The organism is Nonomuraea maheshkhaliensis (genome assembly GCF_039529435.1).
GTDB lineage: Bacteria > Actinomycetota > Actinomycetes > Streptosporangiales > Streptosporangiaceae > Nonomuraea > Nonomuraea maheshkhaliensis.
The window spans coordinates 1-5,226 of sequence record NZ_BAAAMU010000250.1 but is presented as its reverse complement, the minus strand read 5'-3'; the positions used below and the strand labels follow the sequence as shown (position 1 = coordinate 5,226).

At 71.7% G+C, this 5,226-nt stretch carries 8 protein-coding genes; 6 read left to right on the top strand and 2 right to left on the bottom strand.

The genetic code is table 11. The features are described 5' to 3' along the window. A partial coding sequence (locus tag ABFX54_RS55765) for a M28 family metallopeptidase (protein ID WP_346115463.1) occupies window positions 1-1,072 on the bottom strand: 1,072 nt, incomplete at its 3' end. A gap of 178 nt (window positions 1,073-1,250) precedes the next feature. Further along, a complete protein-coding gene (locus ABFX54_RS55760; RefSeq protein ID WP_346115462.1) occupies window positions 1,251-1,862 on the bottom strand; it encodes a hypothetical protein in 612 nt (203 codons plus the stop codon). A 270-nt stretch (window positions 1,863-2,132) separates the two neighbouring features. On the opposite strand from ABFX54_RS55760, the gene ABFX54_RS55755 reads away from it, so the two are divergent. From ABFX54_RS55755 to ABFX54_RS55730, 6 genes are all read left to right on the top strand, one after another. Further along, window positions 2,133-3,419, top strand: a complete 1,287-nt coding sequence (locus ABFX54_RS55755) for a protein kinase family protein (RefSeq protein WP_346115461.1) — start codon at window positions 2,133-2,135, stop codon at window positions 3,417-3,419. Next, window positions 3,412-3,705 (top strand): hypothetical protein, encoded by a 294-nt coding sequence (locus ABFX54_RS55750; RefSeq protein WP_346115460.1) that lies wholly within the window; start codon window positions 3,412-3,414, stop codon window positions 3,703-3,705. The genes ABFX54_RS55755 and ABFX54_RS55750 overlap by 8 nt, the downstream gene beginning before the upstream one ends. Continuing rightward, window positions 3,705-3,848 (top strand): hypothetical protein, encoded by a 144-nt coding sequence (locus ABFX54_RS55745; protein WP_346115459.1) that lies wholly within the window; start codon window positions 3,705-3,707, stop codon window positions 3,846-3,848. Before ABFX54_RS55750 ends, ABFX54_RS55745 begins: the two co-directional genes overlap by 1 nt. Beyond that, the gene (locus tag ABFX54_RS55740) at window positions 3,848-4,444 is read left to right on the top strand and encodes a hypothetical protein (protein ID WP_346115458.1); all 597 of its coding nucleotides are present in this window, start codon (window positions 3,848-3,850) and stop codon (window positions 4,442-4,444) included. The genes ABFX54_RS55745 and ABFX54_RS55740 overlap by 1 nt, the downstream gene beginning before the upstream one ends. A 6-nt stretch (window positions 4,445-4,450) precedes the next feature. Next, the gene (locus ABFX54_RS55735; protein ID WP_346115457.1) at window positions 4,451-4,753 is read left to right on the top strand and encodes a WXG100 family type VII secretion target; all 303 of its coding nucleotides are present in this window, start codon (window positions 4,451-4,453) and stop codon (window positions 4,751-4,753) included. Between the two features lie 4 nt (window positions 4,754-4,757). Beyond that, window positions 4,758-5,226: putative T7SS-secreted protein (locus tag ABFX54_RS55730; RefSeq protein ID WP_346115456.1), on the top strand; the 469-nt coding region annotated here is incomplete at its 3' end.

Here is a 5,226-nt window from a genome sequence, read left to right as displayed (position 1 = left end):
CCGGGTCGCCGCGCTCCCACACGCCCGTGGTCGCCGTGTCAGTGCTGGCCGGGTTGACCGTCCAGCCCGTGGCCGTCTCGAAAGTGTCCTGCCAGATGACGGCGGGCGGCACGGCGGTGGCGATCGTCCACACCGCGTACGCGATCGCGTCGGCGTTCCGGTCGAGCGCGGTGTCGTTGATGTTGGCGGTCGTGTCGCAGGAGCGGTGGTAGCAGACGTCGAACGCCTGCCCGGCGGTGCCGCCCCACAGGCCGGCCTGGGTGGAGCTCTTGATGCCCTCCGCGCCGGTGAACGTGCCGCCCGCCGGGATGCCCACTGCGATGAAGGGCCCGTAGTCGGAGCGCCCGTCGAAGTCGGTGCCGCGGGTCGGCACGCCGATCGAGGTGAAGTAGTCCTGGAGAGTACGCTCCAGGGCCGCCGATCCGGCCGGGCCTGGACCTGAGCCCGTTCCATCGGAGTTGTCGCCGTCGTAGATGAAATATCCGGCGTTGGGAGAGCCGACCATGTCGAAGTTCAGATAACCCTTGATCCGCGCCCGCTCGGCGGCCGGCAGGTTGTTCACGTAGAACTGCGAGCCGCGCAGCCCCTGCTCCTCCGCGCCCCACCAGGCGAAGCGCAGATGCTTGACCGGCTGGAGCGACTGGCGGGCCACTTCGAGCGCGGTCTCCAGGATGGCCGCGCTGCCCGAGCCGTTGTCGTTGATACCGGGGCCCGCGGTGACGCTGTCGAGGTGGGCGCCGACCATGAGGACCTCGTTCGGGTCGCCGCCGGGCCAGTCGGCGATGACGTTGTAGCCGGTGGCGCCGTTGTAGGTGAAGGACTGCAGGACGGTGCTGAAGCCGGCGGCGTCGAGCTGGGACTTCACGTAGTTCGCCGAAGCCAGGTAGCCGGGCCGGCCGTGGGCCCGGTTGCCGCCGTTGGCGGCGGCGATGGACTGGAGCTGGGACAGGTGGGCCTTGACGTTGGCCAGCGAGAGGTCCGGCGCCGCGGCCGCCGAGGCGGGCACGGGCGCCACGAGGGCGGCCAGGGTGAGGGTGAGTGCTGCGATCGCCGCGACGAGGGGTGATCTCATGCCGTTTTTCCAGGTCAGGTGCCTAGATAAGAGCATGGCGGCGCCTCCATCCGAGGTCGAGGGTGGAAGATCCCGAGATGGTGCTCTATGGAAGGTAACGCCGCAAATGGGGTTCGCCTAGGGCCCGGGGCAGCTCGGGGCAGGCCGCGCGTTCGCCGGGCGCGGGTGGCCCGGGGCGCTACGACCGCGCGGGCAGTTCGGCGCGCAGGGCGGCCAGGAGCGGCTCGGGGGAGTCGGCGAAGAAGCGGATCGAGGTGACCTCGGCCCGGCCGCCGAGCGGGCGGACCACGGTGATCGGCTCCGTGAGCTGCACCGTCACGTTCGTCTGCGAGGAGACGGCCACGCTGACCCTCCCGCCTTCGACGGTCACCATGTGCCCCGCCCCGTACGCCCGCCCACTCCGCACGGAGGCGATCAGCTCACGCGGCACGCGTACGTCGAAGTAGGCGCCGTACCGGATCCGCAGCTCCCCGGCGGTCAGCACGTGGGGCCGGGTGACGCAGGCCGCCACCAGCATGGCCACGAACAGCAGCCCGTAGACGTCGGCGACCAGCACCGCGTACCGCAGCCAGGCGGGCACGCCGAGCGAGACCAGCAGCAGATCGAGCACCACGGTCTCGACCGCCATCGCGAACGTCATCAGCGTCATCATGAACGTCTGCTCCTTGCTGTACGTCACCACGGTCGCGCCCGCGGGCACCCCGTGCCGGCGGCGCACGATCCACCGCCCGATGGCGGCCAGGCCCTTGAGCTCGAATCCGACGATCCGCAGCGCGGTCTTGAGCATCACGTTCCTCTTCTCGGCGAAGGTCTCCCCTCCGATGAGAAACGTTGCCGTCGCGTCAAGGTCAAGTCCCGGCGAGTGCGGGCGGGAAGATCGATACCCATCGCGGCACCTGGGAAAGATTTTCCGGAATTCGCTTGAACCGTGCTCCGGCCGACGGCGTACAACCTTTCGGAAAACGGGACCGCCGGTGGCCGGAATTGACGCACCTGAACCGCGTCACAGCGAAATGCCGGTGGGCCCGCCGCGCTGACCGGATGCTCTACGGGGACGGCGATGGAATTTCAGGGATGGAGCGACGGCCTGGCCCTTCGGCCACGCGATTACCTGGGAAGGGGCGAATCGCTCGCCGAGGTCGTCAGGGCGGCGGGGCCGTACCAGGGAGAATCGCTCTACCTGCTCGCATTAGGCACCGCCACCACCTTGGCCAGGCTGCACCTGGGCGGGATCGCGGGGCTGCGGCTGCACCCGGGCAACGTGGTGATCGGGGCGGGCGGGCAGGCGTCGTTCGCGGCGGGGCCGCGTGACAGCGAGTTCCCCGCGCAGGACGTCAAGGACTGGGCCGACGTGGTCGTGTTCGCGGCGACGGGGCGCGTGGCCGGGGGCGGCGCGGAGCCCGACCTGGACCGGCTGCTTCCGGCCCTGCGCGCGGTGATCGACGAGTGCCGGCGCCCCGACGCGTTCGCCCGCCCGACCTCCGTCGACCTGGTGCGCATCCTGCTCGGCCACTCCAGCCGCCTCCCCGGTGTCCCCGGAGTCACAGTGCACGAGCTGCTGCTTGAGGCCGAGCGGCGGACCAGGCCCTACGAGCCGGAGCCCCCGGCGGCCGACCCCGCATCCGCGCCGCTCTGGCGCCGGCCCGCCTACCTCGCCGGACTGGCCGTGGGCGTGCTCGCCGTGGCCGTGGCGGCCGGGACGGTCGTCCTGGTCTCCAGCCGGGCGGCCGCGCCGCTCGCGAGCCCGGCGGGCGACGACGTCGCCGCCGCGGTCGGCCGCCGTACGGCCACGTTCGAGCAGCGGACCGAGGTGCCGCGTTACGGCGAGACGGTCGTCGCCGACGGCAGGCTGAGCTTCGACGCGAACGCGGCCACGGCCTACGACATGAAGCTGACCTGTGGGAACGCTCCACGCACCACCCGCGTGTCCCTGGTGGGCAGGAGCGGGGTCGCGGCCGGCGTGCCCTTCGACGCCGTCCGGCCGCCGCTGGAGCCGTGCGACCAGAGCCGCGCCCCGTCCGTCCGCGACCTCAGCTCGCCGCACTCGATCCAGGCCCTGATCGACGCGGCCGAGTCGAACGTGACCAGCACGCAGGAGGCCGGCGGGCGCACGATCACCGGCTCGGCCCTGGCCCACCGCATCAGGGGCGAGGAAAGCCTGGCCGCGTACGCGGGAACGAGCGCGGAAGGACCGGTCGAATTCACGCTGCGGGTGGACGCGAAAGGGCTGCCGATCAGCCTGAAACTGCACATGGAAAGCCGGGCCGACGGCACGAGGGACGTCGAAACCGTTTATCGGGACTGGCGCCCGTTCGAGGCCATCGAGGGGGAGACGCCGAATGGCTGAGGAATTCAGCGCCGACCGCCGCGAGGCCGCGAACGTGGCCCGCGATCTCAAAGCCATTCGCGCGGCACTGGACGGCGGGAACGCCGGCGCGCTCGACGCGCGGACCGGCTCGGAGAAGGTGGACGAGGCCGTGCGGAGATTCTTCGCGGAGTCGTCCGACAACCGGGAGCGGATGAACGCGCTCCTCGAACGCGCGGCCGGCCTGCTCGACGCCCTCGTCGAAGGCACGGGCACCCTGGACGGCTCGCTGGCCGACTCGCTCACCACCGGCTCAGGAGGGGCGTGATGAGGACCTTCGCTCTCGGCGTGCTCACGGGCGTGCTGGCCGCCACGATCGTCGCGTCGCTGCTGTTCGCGCTGACCGACCACACCTCACCGGCGACCACGACCCGGTCCGCCCCCGTCACGGCCCAGTTAGGAGACGGCTGATGGCCGACCTGCCCTTCGGGTTCACCGTACGGGTGCCCGAATCCTGGTACGAGTTCGACGTCTGGCGTGCCGGGCGTACCGGCGACCTGGCCCGCCTGGTGGACGCCCGCGTCGCGGCCGAGCCCGTGCTGGCCCCGCACCGGCCGGTGCTGCTGAAGGTGCTACGCGAGGTCGCCGACGTGGCGGCCAGGCACGGCGCGGTGTTCGGCGCGGCTATGACCGACCACGTGGAGGACGTGGGCACGGTGCTGGCCACGCTCATGGTCCTGCACACCCAGGGGCGGGCGGACCCGAGGGGCAACACCGTCGAGGAGATCGCCTCGGGCATCGTCGCGATCCCGCCCACGCCGGGCACGCCCGTCTGGCGCGACGTCGAGATCGTCGAGCTCCCCGCGGGTGGCGCCGTACGCGTGACCGGCGTCGAGTCCGGCGAGATCGAGTCGGCGGTCATGCAGACCCTCGTCCCCGTGCCCGGCGGCCACGGCGTGCTGGACCTGGTGATCGCCAGCCCGCACCTGAGCCTGGCCGAGCCCATGCTCGATCTGTTCGACGCGATCAGCGCCACCCTGGCCTGGTCGGACCCAGAAGGAGAGTGAACCGTCATGGCCGCAGGCACCCATCACCTGAGCTTCCCGCAGGTGGAGAACAGCGCGACCCGGCTCGCCAAGGAGAAGGAGGACATCGAGACCCGCCTGACCCAGCTCAAGGCGATGATCGACCAGCTCGTCGGCAGCGACTTCGTCACGGAGCGGGCCTCGGGCAAGTTCCAGCAGGACTACGAGCAGTGGAACACCGGCGCCCGGCAGGTCATGCAGGGTCTGGAGGGCATGAGCCAGTTCCTCAAGACCGCCATCGCCAAGCACCGCGAGCTGGACGCCTCGCTCAGCGGCGGCGCGGGAGCGTGACGACGTGCCGGGCGGATGGGAAGTGCTCGGGCTGGCCGGCGACCCCGCGCCAGGGGACCCGGGGCAGGTGCGAGGTCTCGCCGACCGGCTGCTCAAGGAAGCGCGGCTGGCCGAGGACAACAAGGGCAAACTGGGCGTCGTCTCAAGTGACGGCTCCGCGCTGAAGATGCGCGGCGACTACGCGGCCAAGTACGCCGAGGCGCTGGCCGAGCTGCCGGGCGAGCTGGCCAAGCTGGGCAAGGCGTACCGGGGCGCGGGCGAGGCGCTGATGACGTACGCGGGCAGCCTGGAACAGGCCAAGACGCAGGCCGGGGCCGCGTTGCGCCAGGGTCAGACCGCCGACGCCGCCTACCAGGGGGCGCTCAGGGAGGTGCGGGCCCACCTGCCCGGCGCGGCCGCCGTACGTACTCTGCCCGAGGTCGAGTCGGCCGTCGGCGCCGCACCGCCGCCTGCACCGTGGCGTCCGCGGCGCC

Coding starts and splice junctions, on each gene's coding strand:
- ABFX54_RS55755 (WP_346115461.1), top strand. CDS start 2,133: ATGGAATTTCAGGGATGGAGCGACGGCCTGGCCCTTCGGCCACGCGAT.
- ABFX54_RS55750 (WP_346115460.1), top strand. CDS start 3,412: ATGGCTGAGGAATTCAGCGCCGACCGCCGCGAGGCCGCGAACGTGGCC.
- ABFX54_RS55745 (WP_346115459.1), top strand. CDS start 3,705: ATGAGGACCTTCGCTCTCGGCGTGCTCACGGGCGTGCTGGCCGCCACG.
- ABFX54_RS55740 (WP_346115458.1), top strand. CDS start 3,848: ATGGCCGACCTGCCCTTCGGGTTCACCGTACGGGTGCCCGAATCCTGG.
- ABFX54_RS55735 (WP_346115457.1), top strand. CDS start 4,451: ATGGCCGCAGGCACCCATCACCTGAGCTTCCCGCAGGTGGAGAACAGC.